This is a genomic window from Exiguobacterium sp. SH0S1 (genome assembly GCF_004337165.1).
GTDB lineage: Bacteria > Bacillota > Bacilli > Exiguobacteriales > Exiguobacteriaceae > Exiguobacterium > Exiguobacterium aurantiacum_A.
Genome location: NZ_SJVC01000008.1, coordinates 25674 through 40541, shown reverse-complemented (window position 1 = coordinate 40541; position 14868 = coordinate 25674). Strand labels below are relative to the sequence as shown.

17 protein-coding genes are annotated in these 14868 nt (G+C 52.4%); 13 read left to right on the top strand and 4 right to left on the bottom strand.

Going from position 1 to position 14868, the window contains the following annotated elements; translation table 11 throughout:
• Window positions 1-30: 30 nt before the first annotated feature.
• Window positions 31-387, bottom strand: coding sequence for a hypothetical protein (locus EVJ20_RS13865; protein WP_236633774.1), 357 nt, complete (start codon window positions 385-387; stop codon window positions 31-33).
• 168 nt (window positions 388-555) lie between these two features.
• On the opposite strand from EVJ20_RS13865, the gene EVJ20_RS13860 reads away from it, so the two are divergent.
• Entirely contained in the window at window positions 556-891 is a 336-nt protein-coding gene (locus EVJ20_RS13860; protein ID WP_071399216.1) for a hypothetical protein, read from the top strand.
• Between the two features lie 52 nt (window positions 892-943).
• Here EVJ20_RS13860 and EVJ20_RS13855 read toward each other — a convergent pair whose 3' ends face one another.
• A complete protein-coding gene (locus EVJ20_RS13855; protein WP_070327868.1) occupies window positions 944-1372 on the bottom strand; it encodes an HIT family protein in 429 nt (142 codons plus the stop codon).
• Between the two features lie 132 nt (window positions 1373-1504).
• Here EVJ20_RS13855 and EVJ20_RS13850 point away from each other — a divergent pair, with 132 nt between their 5' ends.
• Entirely contained in the window at window positions 1505-2557 is a 1053-nt protein-coding gene (locus tag EVJ20_RS13850; RefSeq protein WP_131508672.1) for a hypothetical protein, read from the top strand.
• A gap of 50 nt (window positions 2558-2607) precedes the next feature.
• Here the strand turns inward: EVJ20_RS13850 and EVJ20_RS13845 are convergent, their stop codons facing one another.
• The gene (locus EVJ20_RS13845) at window positions 2608-2862 is read right to left on the bottom strand and encodes a GlsB/YeaQ/YmgE family stress response membrane protein (protein ID WP_070327866.1); all 255 of its coding nucleotides are present in this window, start codon (window positions 2860-2862) and stop codon (window positions 2608-2610) included.
• A gap of 168 nt (window positions 2863-3030) precedes the next feature.
• On the opposite strand from EVJ20_RS13845, the gene EVJ20_RS13840 reads away from it, so the two are divergent.
• Together EVJ20_RS13840 and EVJ20_RS13835 are read left to right on the top strand one after the other, a co-directional pair.
• Window positions 3031-3768 carry an ABC transporter ATP-binding protein gene (locus EVJ20_RS13840; RefSeq protein ID WP_071399219.1) on the top strand — a complete coding sequence of 246 codons (738 nt, stop codon included), beginning with the start codon at window positions 3031-3033 and terminating at the stop codon, window positions 3766-3768.
• Window positions 3765-4895 (top strand): ABC transporter permease, encoded by a 1131-nt coding sequence (locus EVJ20_RS13835; RefSeq protein WP_131508670.1) that lies wholly within the window; start codon window positions 3765-3767, stop codon window positions 4893-4895. The genes EVJ20_RS13840 and EVJ20_RS13835 overlap by 4 nt, the downstream gene beginning before the upstream one ends.
• 48 nt (window positions 4896-4943) lie before the next feature.
• Here EVJ20_RS13835 and EVJ20_RS13830 read toward each other — a convergent pair whose 3' ends face one another.
• Complete coding sequence (locus EVJ20_RS13830; RefSeq protein ID WP_131489966.1) at window positions 4944-6242, bottom strand: ammonium transporter; 1299 nt, start codon at window positions 6240-6242, stop codon at window positions 4944-4946.
• A 128-nt stretch (window positions 6243-6370) separates the two neighbouring features.
• On the opposite strand from EVJ20_RS13830, the gene EVJ20_RS13825 reads away from it, so the two are divergent.
• From EVJ20_RS13825 to EVJ20_RS13785, 9 genes are all read left to right on the top strand, one after another.
• A complete protein-coding gene (locus EVJ20_RS13825) occupies window positions 6371-6676 on the top strand; it encodes a MerR family transcriptional regulator (RefSeq protein WP_071399222.1) in 306 nt (101 codons plus the stop codon).
• 116 nt (window positions 6677-6792) lie between these two features.
• Window positions 6793-7842 (top strand): uroporphyrinogen decarboxylase, encoded by a 1050-nt coding sequence (gene hemE / locus EVJ20_RS13820; protein WP_131508667.1) that lies wholly within the window; start codon window positions 6793-6795, stop codon window positions 7840-7842.
• On the top strand, window positions 7839-8768 hold the full coding sequence (gene hemH / locus EVJ20_RS13815; protein ID WP_070327860.1) for a ferrochelatase: 930 nt from the start codon (window positions 7839-7841) through the stop codon (window positions 8766-8768). Before hemE ends, hemH begins: the two co-directional genes overlap by 4 nt.
• Window positions 8761-10146: a protoporphyrinogen oxidase gene (gene hemG, locus EVJ20_RS13810; RefSeq protein ID WP_131508665.1), complete on the top strand. Its 1386-nt coding sequence runs from the start codon at window positions 8761-8763 to the stop codon at window positions 10144-10146. The genes hemH and hemG overlap by 8 nt, the downstream gene beginning before the upstream one ends.
• Window positions 10147-10230: 84 nt before the next feature.
• On the top strand, window positions 10231-11124 hold the full coding sequence (locus EVJ20_RS13805; RefSeq protein ID WP_071399224.1) for a Cof-type HAD-IIB family hydrolase: 894 nt from the start codon (window positions 10231-10233) through the stop codon (window positions 11122-11124).
• A gap of 71 nt (window positions 11125-11195) precedes the next feature.
• Complete coding sequence (locus tag EVJ20_RS13800) at window positions 11196-12185, top strand: lipoate--protein ligase (RefSeq protein ID WP_071399225.1); 990 nt, start codon at window positions 11196-11198, stop codon at window positions 12183-12185.
• Between the two features lie 155 nt (window positions 12186-12340).
• Entirely contained in the window at window positions 12341-12814 is a 474-nt protein-coding gene (locus tag EVJ20_RS13795; RefSeq protein ID WP_236636469.1) for a PTS sugar transporter subunit IIA, read from the top strand.
• 103 nt (window positions 12815-12917) lie between these two features.
• Entirely contained in the window at window positions 12918-14462 is a 1545-nt protein-coding gene (locus EVJ20_RS13790) for a long-chain-fatty-acid--CoA ligase (RefSeq protein ID WP_131466161.1), read from the top strand.
• 96 nt (window positions 14463-14558) lie between these two features.
• Window positions 14559-14861 carry a metal-sensitive transcriptional regulator gene (locus tag EVJ20_RS13785; RefSeq protein WP_070327854.1) on the top strand — a complete coding sequence of 101 codons (303 nt, stop codon included), beginning with the start codon at window positions 14559-14561 and terminating at the stop codon, window positions 14859-14861.
• The last annotated feature ends 7 nt before the right edge of the window (window positions 14862-14868 follow it).

Sequence of the window (14868 nt, the reverse complement as noted above, 5' to 3'; positions counted from 1 at the left end):
CTAAAACGACGGACGATGCCTAAAGACCGGTCAGTCGGTCTTCTTCGCTTTCGCTTCGGTCATATCTGACTGTACGTTTGAAAGCTCGTTTAGGTTTCCTTGGATCTGCTCGATTGAAGGCTGAATGTCTTGTTGATAGCGTTCGACCTCGGCTTTCACTTGATCCGTCAATTCTTTGCCTTGCAACTTACCAGCCGCCACCACTTGTGAAGCATCTTTGGCAACTTTTTGGAATTGTTCTTTCAACGTAGTGATTGTAGACGCCCGATGCTGATTCGATGCGGCATCGTTGGCTGTTCCACGAGCAATCTTTTTCACTGCCGCCACGCCTAAAAACGCTACGACAAAGCCAAAAGCAACCCACTCGCGACGATTGTGACTCGACAATACATTCCCCTCCTCAAGCACGATAATGCTAGAATACATTCTTTTCATATTATTTTACCAAAAAAGAGAGATTAAAAACCTATATCTCAAATAAAATTTTTCAGAACATTCAATTTTGACCGAAAAATCATTTTATTTTAAAATGAGGTCAAAGGAAGGTGACCTCCAGTGGACAAGCAAAAGCGTTGGTTCGATGACATGCTAGACTTGTACAACGCGGCGAAACAACTGGGAGATGACCCTTGGGCACATAAAATAATGGAAGCACTCGAGGCGGGATACGAAGCGTCAGAACAGAACGAACAGACGCGTAAACAAACTTTGCTTGAAAAGCGACTTTTTGAAATCGACACCCGTCTAAATGAATTAAGAAAAGAGTTCGAACAAGCGGAGTCTGTCAAATCTCGTCAGCAACTGTATGAGCATGCGATCAAATTGCAAATAGAACGGGCACAAATTGAAGAAGAGCGGAAGCGGCACTTCAATTCGATCAACTCGTCATGACACACAAGAAAGCGGACCAGGCTCTCGGAGGAGTCTGGTCCGCTTGTTTCGTTCAAACACGTTGTTTGATTTGAGCCGCGAGCGTGTTCATTTCTTCTGGCGTGTACGCATCGTTATGGGTTTCCCATTTCGCGTCGAACCCGTCTTCTTGGCCGTAGCGCGGGAGCAAGTGAATATGGAAATGGTACACCGTCTGACCGGCGATTTGTTCGGCGTTCGAGAGGACGTTCATCCCGATCGCGCCCGTTTCGCGTTGAATCGCACTCGCGATTCCCGGTACTGCTTTAAAGACGTCACTTGCGACGTCACTCGGTAGTTCGTAAATGTTTTTGGCATGATGTTTCGGGATGACGAGGGTATGGCCTTTCGTCACTTGGGAAATGTCGAGAAAAGCGACGACGTCATCATCTTCGTACACCTTGTAAGAAGGGATGTCGTTGTTGACGATTTTACAAAAGATACAATTGGCATCGGTATGCATCGTATTTCCTCCATTCATGAAATGACTGATCGATTTCATCATAACACGGAAGTTCAGGCGAAAGAATGATTGTCCTCGTTCTCACGTCATCCTACAATAGAAGGACAAGAGAAAGTGATAGGAGTGGAGAGAATGGCTTATGAACGATCGAAGAAGACGACAAGGCAGCGCAAGATTCGCCTCGTCATCGTCCTAGCCGTTTTGCTCGTCTTAGCGACGGGTGCAATCTATATATGGGGCTATAAGCCGGCAGAGGCGAACGCGCAAATCTACGTTCGATTTAAAGAGGCTCTGTTGACGGAAGACGTCGCTTTCTTTGAGCAGACGGTTGAATATGAGACTGAGCCGCTTACGCGTGCCGAGGCACTCCGGTTCATGCGTTGGCTGAACGAAGAGAAGTCGATTCGAGGTGAGGCGATCTCTGAGGTGGCGGCGGACCGCGCCGATGAACGTCAAGGTATGGAGTCAGTCGGGTTGTTCCGCTTGCTTGATACGGGAGACGGCCGGTTCGGCTTTGCGGATTATCGGATTGAGCTGTTACCGCAAACGTTCGTTGCGACGTCAGACGTGCCATTGACGAACATATGGGTCGATGGGACACAAGTAGGCCGGATTGATGCGGCGGGCGACAGCTTGACGGTCGAACGGATGCCAGGCCGGTACGACGTCAAAGCCGTCGCGGTCGTGAACGGGGAGACCGTCACGCGAACGGAGACGGTGACGCTCGTTCGGGAGGAACAGCTCGCTTTCGCGCTACAGCCCGAAGCGAACGAGACGATTGCCGGTCAGTTCGATATCGAGCGGGTCGAGCTGATCGAGATTGAAGTCGAGGCGAGGACCGGGCATTCGCTTGAAACGATTGAGTCGGTTATGAACAAGCGGGAGAAAGCGGTCGTCGAACAGCTCGGTGAACCGCTTGAACGGGACAGCGACGTGTGGCGGTATGACGGCATGGATGTGACATTTGTTAAAAAGAAAGTGAACCAAATCGACATCGATTTGGACAAACGGACGGACGATATGGTCGCCCTCCTCGGTGAACCGAATGAACGAATCGAGACAGAGCTTGGGATCGAGTGGCGTTACGATCGCTCACTGTTCGAATCGATTTTCACGTTGCTCGGTCTAGAAACGGATAAACGCTTCATCGAACGCGACGGGGCGATGTATTTACTGTTAAGTTGAACGAAAAAATGGGACCCTCGTGTCGAGGGTCCCATTTTTGTAGCACTTGATTAGCGTTTCTTGTTCATTGATTTCATAACGAACGATACGATCAAGATCAAGATAATCGCACCAAGAAGTGCTGGAATAATCGCGATGTCAGCGATGATCGGTCCGAAATCAGGGAAGATCAATCCGCCAAGCCAAGCACCAATGATACCAGCGATGATGTTACCGATTACGCCGCCTGGTACGTCTTTACCTAAAATAAGACCTGCTAACCAACCGATGATACCCCCGACGATTAAATAAAGAATAAAACCCATGCAAACATTCTCCTCTCTGTTTTGTCCATTGTTCTCAATAACAATTTTATGGAACAATGGAAGTGATGAATAAGTTTTTAAAATGCCTTACAGTAGAGAATATTCCCATGTGACAATTTTTAAAACATATATCACAAAAAAAAGTTGAAAATAAGGGGTGGAGTTTTCATGTTACACGTCGAACACTTGAACGGCGGTTATATAGGTAAACAAGTGCTACATGATGTTTCGTTTGAAGTAAAAAAAGGTGAGCTCGTCGGGCTGATAGGGCTAAACGGTGCCGGGAAATCGACGACGATCAAACATATTTTAGGATTGCTTGAACCGATTTCGGGATCAGTCGAAGTCGACGGAGAAACGTTGCAATCGTCCGAAAAAAATTATCGCAAGAAAATAAGTTATATACCTGAGACGCCGATTTTGTATGACACGTTGACGTTACGTGAACATTTGTTGTTGATGGGGAAAGCGTACGAGATCGACAGCCGTGACCTCGAGATGCGGACGGAACGATTGGCCCGCGACATGCGTATGGAGAAACAGTTGGACTGGTTCCCATCCGTCTTCTCGAAAGGGATGCGCCAAAAAGCGATGATTCTGAGCGCGCTCGTGACGAAGACGCCGCTCTTGATCGTCGACGAACCGTTCGTCGGTCTCGATCCGCTCGCGATCCGTCAACTGCTCCGCCTGTTTGATGAGTATAAACAAGATTGTGCGATTCTCATGTCGACGCACATCCTCGAGACGGCGGAACGTCACTGTGACCGGTTCGTGTTTCTCCATCAAGGAGTCGTGATTGCGACCGGTACGGCAGCGCAGTTGCGTGAAAAATATGCGCTCCGTCCTGACGCGACGCTCGATGACATTTATGTCGAGGCGATCGAGGCCGAGGAGCGGGCGCAATGAGGGTGTTTAACGCTCGGTTCAGTAGTTGGATGGAAGAAGTCGTGAAGTATAGCCGCTATGTGGCGAACGGGGGTCTCTTGTTCACGCTCTACTTCACGCTCATTTACGGGGGATTCGTCTACAATCAATTTTTAAACGAACTCGACCCGGCGTTTCCGAGCGAATGGGTCGTCGCGCTCGTGTTCTTGCTCTTGCCACTCGGGCATCGGCCGCGGACGTTGCTTCAAGAAGCGGACCAAGTGTTTTTGTTGCCAGAGCTCGGTGATATCCGTTCGTATATGAACGGGATCCGTCTGTTCAACGTCGTGTTCGCGAGCGTTCGGGCGCTCGTCGCCATGCTCGTCGTCTTGCCGCTCATCGTCCGGACGCAAGCGCTCACGCCGGCAGAAGTAGGCGCCATCGTCGCAGCGAGCGTGTTGCTTTCGGCAGCGGGTCGCCTCGCAAAGCTCGAATTGGTCTCAAACGTGGTGCTCTTCAGTGCGCTCGCGAGTGGAGTCATCATGATTTTCGGTGTCCCGTTATTGACGCCGGTGCCGGCGCTTGTCGCGCTTGTCTTGCTTCATCTAAGACGACACGACCGCATCCCGCTCCTTGATTGGCTCACGCTCGAGCAGAAGAGCAAGGCGCAGTTCGACCGTGTCATCAGTTGGTTCGTCGACTTGCCGGCGATGCGGGAGGAAGTGAAGGAGAGAAGTGTCATCGTGCGAGCGCTCGAGCGTTCGGTGCTCAGACGCGCGGATGCCGCGCGTTATGTCTATGGCTTACGCGTCATCCGTTCGAAAGACTCGCTCGACCTCGTGTTCCGCCTTTCTGTCGTGGCGTTCATCGTCATGTGGTTGTCGGGTGGCTGGTATGTCGGCTTGGTCGTCCCACTGTTCGTCGGTTTGACCGCACTCCAACTCGTGCCGCTCTTCAAACGACTCGATACGATGTCGATCGCTTCATGGTTGCCGATCACGCGTCTTGAACGGTTGGCGGGTTACAAATGGTGGATGAATCGCTTGCTGATTGGTCAGTTGGTCGTTCTGACGCTCGTGTCGGTCGCTTTCGGTGCTAGAGTTGACGCGGTCGCGGGAGTCGTGCTCGGCTATCTTGTCATCCGTTACTATTTAGGGCGGTTGAAATGAATAAGGGACACCCTTCCACGCGCGTGAAGGGTGTCCCTTTGACTGCTGTTATTTTTTTGGTGACATGACCGACACGCTCGAGCCGAGAATCTTCGGCAGACGAGCCGGAGTGTCAGTTTCCGCATCGATTTCACCGTACGCCGATACACCGTGCTCGGCGATATCGAGTCCGACGTCTTCTTGCTCCTCAGTGACACGGAGACCGATCGTCACGTCGAGTAGTTTTAAGAAGACATAGCTTCCGCCTCCGGCGATGACCATTGCGATCAAGACACCAAGCGCCTGGACGCCGAGTTGTGACAAACCGCCACCGTAGAAGAGGCCGGCCGAACCGATGCCGGTGATCTCGACGAGACGCGGTGATGCGAAGAACCCGAGTGCGAGTGTTCCGATGATGCCAGCGACACCGTGGACTGAGAAGGCACAGAGTGGGTCATCGATATACTTCGCCATGAGGATGCTCGTGCCGTATGTTGCGATGGAAGCGAGGGCGCCGATGACGACAGCGGCCCATGGTTCGACAAAGGCACAAGCGGCTGTGATGGCGACGAGCGCCCCGAGGACACCGTTGACGACTGAAGGGATGTCGGCCGTCTTTTTGTGGATCATGACGATGGCGAGCGCGCCGAGCGCACCGGCAGCCGTAGCGAGCATCGTCGTAAGTGCGACATAACCGAAGAATCCGTCAGCGACCGACATCGTCGATCCCGCGTTGAATCCGAACCAACAGAGCCAAAGGACGAGTCCGCCGACGACCGTCAAGACGTGGTTATGACCGGCGAGTGATTCTGTTTTCCGTCGTGGTTTCAAGATGATCGTCGCCATGAGGGCAGCCATCCCACCTTGAAGATGGACGACGGCTGAGCCTGCGAAGTCTTGCATCCCCATTGAGCCGAGGAGTCCACCCGCCCAAACCGAGCGAGCGACGATCGGATAGAGAATGGCGACGAAGAAGATACCGAATAAGACGTAAGCCGACAGTTTAGCCCGTTCCGCAAATCCGCCCCAAGCGATTGCGAGCGCAACGGCGACGAATGACAATTGGAACAAGAATTTAATGTCGAGCGAGACGTTGGCCCAGTCGAGGCTCGTGAACGATCCGTTTAAAAAGAATCCTTCAGTCCCGAACCAGCGGGTACCATCCCCGAATGAGAGGCCGAACCCGACGGCCCAAAAGGCGAGTGCCGCCACAGAGAGGCTGATGATTTGTTTGACAGCGACATGCCCGGCGTTTTTAGCCCGGAGCGTCCCGGTCTCGAGTAAGCCGAAACCAAGTTGCATCGTCAAGACGAGCAGTGCAGCGATGAGTACGAACAGCGTGTCCATATAATACATAATTTCTTCCATGTTGCGATTCCTCCTTTTAGCAAGTGTGATTTCAAAAGTTGGTTTCAGTTTAAGACGAAATGAACGGGTTGGATTGCAATTTGTCAGATTATCTGACATAGTTTTTTTGAGAAGGGAGATGGCGGACGATGGACTACAAGTCGAAGAAAGTGATTGGAATGGGCGTTATTACCGAACTGACCGGGCTTTCTGAACGACAAGTGCGCTATTATGAGGCGAAAGGACTCGTCTTCCCGGAGCGGACAAAGGGAGGCTCGCGTAAATATTCTTTCCATGACGTCGAGCGGTTGATCGACGTGGCGTCAAAGCTTGAGGACGGATGGCGGATTCAAGACATTAAAGAGCGCGAAAAACGTCTATCGACGAGACAGCGTGATGAATTGATCCGGGGTCAGCTCAATTCGGCGTTCCGCACGTATCCGACAAAGAAATGACACAATGAAAACACAATGAAAATGCTTCACATTAGCATTATTCTAATTAATTTCTGTATAATGTTTTTGAGTTCACATACCTATAGAAGAAGAGTGTAGGAGAATTATAGAGGGGAATGACGCGACGTATGAACGATACTATTTTGAAGGCGTTTCGAGGAGAGGCGACAGACTATGTGCCGGTCTGGTATATGCGCCAAGCCGGACGCTACCAACCAGAATATCGTGAGATCAAGAAAACGAGGACGTTGTTCGAAATCACACACGATTCAGAACTATGCGCCTACGTGACGGAACTCCCGGTCAAGCAACTCGGAGTCGATGCGGCCATTCTGTACAAAGATATTATGACGCCACTCCCGTCGATGGGCGTCGATGTAGAAATTAAGAGCGGGATTGGCCCGGTCATCGATAATCCGTATCGGACGATGGAGGACGTCGAGCGCTTAAAACCGCTGAATGTCGACGACATCTCGTACGTGCTCGAGACGATCCGTTTGCTTCGAGAGCGTCTTGAAGTGCCGCTCATCGGATTCTCGGGAGCACCGTTCACGCTTGCGAGCTATATGATTGAAGGCGGTCCATCGAAAAGCTATCATCGGACGAAAGCACTCATGTATGCTGAGCCGGACGTTTGGAACGCGCTCATGGACAAACTTGGAGACATGGTCATCACGTACGCCAAAGCGCAAGCCGAGGCCGGTATCCAAGCGTTCCAATTGTTCGATTCATGGGTCGGGACGCTCAGCCGCAAAGATTATGTCCGTTACATTAAACCGACGACTGAGCGCATCTTCACTGAATTGCGCACACTCGACATCCCGCTCATCATGCACGGTGTCGGAGCGAGCCATCTTGTAGAAGAATGGCAAGATCAGCCAATCGACGTCGTCGGGCTCGACTGGCGCTTGTCGGTTCAAGAAGCGCGCGATCGCGGCATTACGAAAGCGGTGCAAGGAAACTTGGACCCGTCGTTCTTGCTTGCACCATGGCCGGTCATCGAGGAGAAAGTGAAAGAAATCCTCGATGAAGGGATGAAACAACCGGGCTACGTCTTCAACTTGGGACATGGGGTGTTCCCAGAAGTCGACCCGGCCGTACTCGTCAAATTGACGGCATTTATCCATGACTATTCACGTGAAAAAATGGGAGGCAAATCATCATGAAAACAGTCGGATTACTTGTAATGGCTTATGGAACACCATATAAACCGGAAGACATTGAACGATATTATACGCACATCCGTTACGGACGCAAGCCGGCACCGGAAGCGCTCCAAGACTTGACGGAACGCTATGAGGCGATCGGGGGCGTATCTCCGCTCGCGAAGATCACGATTGACCAAGCGGAGACGCTTCGAGACATTTTGAACGAGCGTCACGCTGGTGAAATCGACTTCAAATTATATATCGGTCTCAAGCACATCGAACCGTTCGTCGAGGATGCGGTCGCGCAAATGGCGAACGACGGCATTAAAGAAGCGGTCTCAGTCGTTCTTGCCCCTCATTATTCGTCATATAGCGTCAAGTCTTACAACGGACGCGCCCATGAAGAAGCGGCGAAATACGACATCGAGATCCGTTCGGTCGAGTCGTGGTACGATGAGCCGAAATTTATCAATTGGTGGGCTGAAGCGATCAAAGAGACGTTCGCGAACTTGCCGGTCCCAGCCGAAAAGGCATGCTTGATCGTGTCGGCGCATAGCTTGCCAGAGAAGATTTTGGCTGGTGGCGACCCGTACCCGGATCAGTTGAAAGAGACGGCAGATAAGATCGCGCAAGCTGCTGGTGTCATCAACTATGAGGTCGGTTGGCAGTCTGAAGGCAACACACCGGATCCTTGGATCGGGCCGGACGTCCAAGATTTGACGGCTGAACTTCACGAAAAACATGGCTACGAGGCGTTCGTCTATACGCCGGTCGGTTTCGTCGCTGACCACCTTGAAGTGCTCTTCGACAACGACGTGGAATGTAAAGTCGTTTGTGACCGCCTTGGCGTTCACTATGCACGTCCAAATATGCCAAACGCAGAGCGGAGCTTCATCGAAGCCGTCGCAGATCGGATGGAAAGCGTGATCGTGCATCATGCGTAATTTGACGATTGTCGGTGGTGGGATCACAGGTCTCACCGCCGCTTTTTATGCCGAGCGTTATTTGCCGGAAGACGTGTCAATCACGCTGTTAGAGGCCAATGACCGGTTGGGCGGAAAAATCGATACGTTTGAGACCGGTGAATTTGCAGTCGAGCGCGGCCCCGACTCTTACGTGTTCAGGAAGACGGCGATGACCGAGTTGATCCATGACGTCGGTCTCGGGGACGAGCTCGTCCGGAACGGGGTCGGCCAAGCGTACGTCTTGCATCATGACGGGTTACATCCGATCCCGAAACAGACGGTGATGGGCATCCCGCTCGACGTCGACGCGTTCAAGCAGACGTCGCTCTTGTCAGAAGACGAGCACGCGGCATTGCGGGCCATACTGTTGTCGCCCCCAGACATCATTCCCCCAGAGACGGACGTCTCACTTGGCCTCTATCTTCGAGAACGGGTCGGGGATCCGATTGTCGACCGATTGATCGAGCCGCTATTGTCGGGTATTTATGCCGGCGATATCGACAAGATGAGTGCGCTGTCGACGTTCCCGCAGTTTATCGAAGGTGAGAAGAAGTACGGCAGTCTATATGAAGGGATGCGCCATCTTCGTCCCGAACAGCGTGTCGCTGAAGTCGGCGCGAAGAAAGTCGGACAGTTCGCTTCGCTCCGGCGAGGTTTGAAGTCGCTGACGGACCGTCTCGCGGAACGGCTCGAGCGGACAGAGGTCATCTTGAACTGTTCGGTCGAACAAGTCGAGGAGATCGAGACAGGCTATCGTCTGCTCACGAATCGTGGCGATATGGATTCAGAGCGTCTCGTACTGACGGTTCCGCCGCGTCTCATTCGTCAGTTCTTACCGAAAGTCGACAGTGATTTCTTGGCCGATATGAAGCCGCATGCGACCGCGACGTGCTCACTCGTCTTTAAAGAGACAGACATCGAGCTCCCGTTCGTCGGTACGGGCTTCGTCACTAGCCAAGAAGCGGACGTGATGATCACGGCGTGTACGTTCATCGATCAAAAATGGCCACACGCCGTGCCGGACGGCTATCACGTTCTCCGTGTCTTCCTCGGTCGTCCGGGTGCTGACGAGATCGTCGATGCACCGGATGAGGACATCGTGGCGACAGCGCTCCGTGACTTGGGCGGTTTGATAAACATCAAAGCCGCACCGCTCCAGGCGGTCGTCAGCCGGCTGCGGGACGGATTGCCGCCGTACGCGGTCTTCCACGCCGACCGGGTGCGAGCGCTTCGGGCCGAGATGAGCCGGGTTTATCCTGGCGTGCTGCTCGCGGGGATCGCCTACGACGGGATCGGCATGCCGGACTGTATTAAGAGCGTCCACGAGCAGATCAAACAGTTAGCAGAACTTGGTTAAGGATTTGTGAAGAGAGGTGTCGGATTTTTCCGTCGGCCTCTCTTTTTGTTATAGTTAGAAGCGAAAGAGAAAAAGAGGGAGTGGATGTTGATGACAACGTATAAACTGTTCGTATCCGATATGGATGGCACGATTCTGCACAACCACACAAAAATCGCACCGGAGACGGCTGAAATCGTCCGCGCCGCCGAAGAACAAGGGATTCGCTTTGCGATTGCGACGGGACGCAATTACTTCAACGCGAAAGAGATTCTCGATGAAGCCGGTCTCACGTGCCCGATCGTCTCGTCAAACGGGGGCCGCGTCTTGACCGAAACGGGAGAAGTGCTCCATGAAATCGATTTGACGGTTGAAGAAGCGCTCGAAGTCGTGTCGGTGCTTCATCAAGACCATAAGTATTCAGACATTTTCTACGAGATGTATTCGGAAGCGGGACTTGTCGCAAGTCGCCTCGATTTGATCGATGCGACGATGGAAAACTTGAAGCAAAACGGTGACGACCGGTCGCTCGAGATGTATGAGTTCTTCCGGAAGCGTTATTACGTCAACGAAGACGTCCGTCTCGTCGAGGATATCGAGGACTTCATCAAAAACGAGGCTGGCCGCGTCTATAAATTCATCGCGTTCTCAAGTCATTTTGAGAAGATGTCATCACTATGGACTGAAATCGATGAGCGTGTCGACGGGGTATACGTCACGTCATCAGGGAACGACAACATCGAAGTGATGGCGAACGGGGCCGACAAAGGTCACGGTGTCAAAAAATTAGCCGAGCACTTCGGTGTCGATTTATCAGAAGTCGTCGTCATCGGTGACAACTTGAACGACGTGCCGATGTTTGAAGTCGCCGGCAAAGCGATCGCGATGGGCAACAGTCACGACGACTTGATCGCGATCAGCCACCACGTCACGGAACGTCATGATGAGTACGGCGTCGCGAACGCGCTGAAGCGCATTATGAGCGGTGAGTGGAAGTAAACAAGTTGTAGAGCGGGTGATTCGTCTCGTATAATACAACTAACGAACATCCGATTAGGAGGAAACCGACTGTGAAATTTATCTTTAACCCGGACATCCGGGACCCAAAACTCAACTTGGCGGTCGAGGAGTATATCCTCAAGCATTTGAACGTCGAGCATGAGGACTACTTCTTGTTCTATATTAACGGCCCGTCGATCATCATCGGCAAAAACCAGAACACGTCAGAAGAAGTCAACTTGAAGTATATCGAAGAGAACGGGATCGACGTCGTCCGTCGCTTGTCTGGCGGCGGTGCCGTCTATCACGACGAAGGCAACTTGAACTTCAGCTTTATCACGAAAGATGACGGCAATTCGTTCAACAACTACAAGAAGTTCACACAGCCGATCGTCGATGCGCTCAAACAACTCGGTGTCGAAGCGGAATTGACCGGTCGTAACGATATTCAAGTCGGCGAACGGAAAATCAGCGGGAACGCCCAATTCACGACGCGCGGTCGCATGTTCAGCCACGGGACGCTCATGTTCAACTCGAACATCGAGGAAGTCGTCAACTCGCTCAACGTCTCGGAAGAGAAGATGCGCTCAAAAGGCATCAAGTCGGTCCGGAGCCGGGTCGCCAACATCACTGAATTTTTAGAGGAAGAGATGGAGATGGACCGGTTCGTCGAGGCGCTCCTCCACTCGATCTATGATGGTCAAGACCCGGAACGTTACGTGCTCCGTGACGAGGACTGGGAAATCGTTCAAGACATCTCGAAAGAACGCTACGCGAACTGGGACTGGAACTTCGGGAAGTCACCGAAGTTCGACGTCGAATCGAAGCGTCGTTTCCCGATCGGCACAATTGACGTTCGTTTGAACGTCAATAAAGGGACGATCACAGAAGCGAAAATCTACGGCGACTTCTTTGGCGTCGGTGATATCCACGACGTCGAGCAAGCACTCGTCGGGACGCGATTCGAACGAGCCGCGATTCGGGAACAATTGTCACACCTCGACGTCAAGCATTACTTCGGTAACGTCGACTTAGAAGAACTGGTCGATCTCATTAGCTGAGGCGATTTTGCAGGAGGATGGTCTGTTTCAGAGACCATCCTTTTTGGCGTTTTCGTGAAACCTTGTGTGTAGCGTTGCGAGTCGTTGCGGGAAGGCGTATCATAATCAGTGCAAGCGCTTTCGTTAATGGAGATGAGCCAATAGGAGGAATGAAGATGTGCCGTTTCATCACAGAATGGATGGACACGAACTGGATGTGGGTGACCGATCAACCGACGTTCGAGCGAGCCATGCTCGCGATTGGTCTTGAGCTAGAAGGAAAAGGGATAGTCGATGATACGTTCGCGCAAGTCATCATCGAGCAGGAGCGCACGATCCCGTCCGGAGTGACGGACGTCGCCATCCCAGTCGCTGTCATCGACGTGCCGAACCAGGTCTCAAAGCGCGATGGCATCACGCTGCTCCACTTGAACCGTCCGTTCGACGTGCGGACGATCGCCGGGGAATCGGTCTGTGCAGAAATGATCTTTATCATCACAGCGACGACTGACGAGAAGAAACAGATGTTCCATAAGTTGATCGATGATCTGCTCATGGACGACGAAGCGTTGCAAGCGCTTGTTCACGTCCAAAGCCGGGCCGGGCTATATCATTTACAGATGATGGATTTGAAAGCGTTTTCTTCCTGAGATGTTTCATGTACAATAGAGATAACTGAAAAAGAGCGCGGTTGCCGTGCTCTTTTTTACGGCTCAAGAGTGAATCGTCATTCATTTCTAAAGGGGGATTACCATGGCAAACTTAGTCACAGCGTTACAAGGGGTTGTGGCCGCGCATCCAAATAAGGCGGCCTACGTGTTCGGGGAGGACACGGTCAGCTACGAACAGTTTTTCGGACAAGTCCAAGCGATGGCATCGACGCTTGAACAGAAAGGGATCGACAGAGGGGACCACGTAGCGCTCGTCCTCGGGAATAGCCCGGCGTTCTTGATTTCTTATTTTGCGGTCCTCGCGCGAGGGGGAATCGTCATTCCGATCAACCCTACATATACGCCGGACGAGATGGCTTACATTTTACTCGATGGAGACGTGAAAGCGATCGTCGCCTTGTCGCCGCTCGTCGCGCAAGCCGAAACTGCGCTCACGAACTTGCCGCAGTTGAAGCTTGTCATCTCGGTACCGTATGCGGAGGTGCCCGCAATCGAGCGCACAGGGGATATCGAATTTATGCCGTTTTCAAAAGCGTTCGCCTCGGGCGTGACGGCGCTAGTCGAGGTCGATGAACAAGACGTCGCCGTCATCTTATATACGAGCGGGACGACAGGTAAACCTAAGGGAGCGCTGTTGACCCACCTCAACTTGTTCTCGAACGCGCACTCAATCGGAGAATATCTCGAGATCACACCGGACGATAAGGCGCTCGCGGCGCTGCCGATGTTCCACGTCTTCTGTTTGACGGTCATCGTCAACGCACCGCTCCTGCGCGGGGCGACGATCATCATCTTGCCGAAGTTCTCGCCGCAAGACGTATTCGATCTCATTCCGAAGCATCAGGTCAGCATTTTTGCCGGTGTGCCGACGATGTACAACTTCTTGTTACAAACGGCGCTGAAAGTACCGGCTTACGCGTCGGCGCTCAAGCACGTCCGCGTCTTCGTCTCGGGCGGGGCGAGCTTACCGGTCCAACTGCTCGAATCGTTTGAACAAAAATTCGAGTGTAAGATCCTCGAAGGGTATGGCCTGTCAGAGGCGTCGCCGGTCACTTGTTTCAACCCGCTCCACGGGGAACGGAAAGCGGGATCGATCGGTCCGTCGATCATCCACGTCGAGAACAAAATCGTCGACGAGCTCGGTGAAGAAGTCGGTGTCGGCGAAGTCGGGGAACTGATCGTCCGCGGTCCGAACGTCATGAAAGGCTATTACAAATTGCCTGAGGAGACGTCGATGACGCTTCGGGACGGATGGCTCTATACGGGCGACTTGGCGAAACGTGACGAGGACGGATATTTTTACATCGTCGACCGGAAAAAGGATATGGTCATCGTCGGTGGTTATAACGTCTACCCGCGGGAAGTCGAAGAAGTGTTATACCAACACCCGGGTATCGTCGAGGCTGCCGTCATCGGCGTGCCCGATGCCGAGCAAGGTGAAGCGGTGAAGGCGTTTATCGTCACCCGCGATGAGCTTTCGGTCGACGAGATCCGCGCGTTCGCGGCGACGAAACTTGCCAAGTATAAACAGCCGAGCCACATCGAGATCATCGATGAGTTACCGCGAAACACGACCGGTAAGATTTTGCGGACGGTTTTGAAAAGCGAGGCGTTTCAACGCAACTGAATCAAGCAAGGGCGACACACAATTGTCGCTCTTTTTTTATTTCATACGTTCGACACCATTACGGGGTAGGGGTATATTAGACGTGAGGTGATAACAATGGATGAATTCTTGCACGAACAGCCGCTCGTCCCGCGCGAAGACGCCGAGCGAGTTGCGCTCAGTAAGCGGCTGCGCCGGATCGAAGGCCAAGTCCGTGGGATTCAAAAGATGGTCGAGAGCGACCGATATTGCGTCGATATCTTGACGCAGACGTCGGCTATTCAAGCCGCGTTAAAGCAAGTCGAGATGCAGCTGCTTGAGCGTCATATGCGTAAATGCTTGGTCCATGCGAGTGAAACGGAAGATATGGATCCATACATTGACGAATTGATGACAATTGTCAGCCGCATTAAAAAGTAAGGAGGTG

Excerpts from the sequence above, each read along its gene's own strand:
- hemH (WP_070327860.1), top strand. The coding sequence starts at position 7,839 with ATGAAAACAGTCGGATTACTTGTAATGGCTTATGGAACACCATATAAA.
- hemE (WP_131508667.1), top strand. The coding sequence starts at position 6,793 with ATGACGCGACGTATGAACGATACTATTTTGAAGGCGTTTCGAGGAGAG.
- EVJ20_RS13845 (WP_070327866.1), bottom strand. The coding sequence starts at position 2,862 with ATGGGTTTTATTCTTTATTTAATCGTCGGGGGTATCATCGGTTGGTTA.
- EVJ20_RS13835 (WP_131508670.1), top strand. The coding sequence starts at position 3,765 with ATGAGGGTGTTTAACGCTCGGTTCAGTAGTTGGATGGAAGAAGTCGTG.
- hemG (WP_131508665.1), top strand. The coding sequence starts at position 8,761 with ATGCGTAATTTGACGATTGTCGGTGGTGGGATCACAGGTCTCACCGCC.
- EVJ20_RS13805 (WP_071399224.1), top strand. The coding sequence starts at position 10,231 with ATGTTGATGACAACGTATAAACTGTTCGTATCCGATATGGATGGCACG.
- EVJ20_RS13830 (WP_131489966.1), bottom strand. The coding sequence starts at position 6,242 with ATGGAAGAAATTATGTATTATATGGACACGCTGTTCGTACTCATCGCT.
- EVJ20_RS13795 (WP_236636469.1), top strand. The coding sequence starts at position 12,341 with ATGTGCCGTTTCATCACAGAATGGATGGACACGAACTGGATGTGGGTG.
- EVJ20_RS13850 (WP_131508672.1), top strand. The coding sequence starts at position 1,505 with ATGGCTTATGAACGATCGAAGAAGACGACAAGGCAGCGCAAGATTCGC.
- EVJ20_RS13790 (WP_131466161.1), top strand. The coding sequence starts at position 12,918 with ATGGCAAACTTAGTCACAGCGTTACAAGGGGTTGTGGCCGCGCATCCA.
- EVJ20_RS13825 (WP_071399222.1), top strand. The coding sequence starts at position 6,371 with ATGGACTACAAGTCGAAGAAAGTGATTGGAATGGGCGTTATTACCGAA.
- EVJ20_RS13785 (WP_070327854.1), top strand. The coding sequence starts at position 14,559 with ATGGATGAATTCTTGCACGAACAGCCGCTCGTCCCGCGCGAAGACGCC.
- EVJ20_RS13855 (WP_070327868.1), bottom strand. The coding sequence starts at position 1,372 with ATGCATACCGATGCCAATTGTATCTTTTGTAAAATCGTCAACAACGAC.
- EVJ20_RS13840 (WP_071399219.1), top strand. The coding sequence starts at position 3,031 with ATGTTACACGTCGAACACTTGAACGGCGGTTATATAGGTAAACAAGTG.